Annotated in this window: 1 protein-coding gene; it reads left to right on the forward strand. The window is 58.2% G+C overall.

Annotation, left to right across the window (positions count from 1 at the left end):
• A partial coding sequence (locus DDE77_RS20165) for an IS3 family transposase (RefSeq protein WP_342748553.1) occupies positions 1-93 on the forward strand: 93 nt, incomplete at its 5' end.
• Positions 94-361: the final 268 nt, after the last annotated feature.

Here is a 361-nt window from a genome sequence, read left to right on the forward strand (position 1 = left end):
GATTACATCGAAATGTTCTACAACCCAACACGCAAGCACGTCCGCAACGGCATGCTCTCACCCGTCGAATTCGAACGGCGACACCAAATCTAACCCCGAAGGTGTCTACAGAACGCGGGGCTATTCACAGGGACGCGCCGGCAGTAATTCAGCAAGCTAGCTAGCTTTAAGCGGCCGGCCGGCTACCGACCCCATTGTCGCCGTTCGAAGCGCCGCGTTCGGCGCCCGAAACCGGCCGTTCATTCACTTCCACCCGACGGCAAAGTCGGGGCCGTCTGCTGAAGGGGTCATCAGGGAATTCAAGCGGCTCTTCAAGATTGAAAAAAACTCACCCACTGTTACCCGCGCCGAAGGTCGCCTC

It is taken from the genome of Devosia submarina (genome assembly GCF_003056345.1).
Lineage (GTDB): Bacteria > Pseudomonadota > Alphaproteobacteria > Rhizobiales > Devosiaceae > Devosia > Devosia submarina.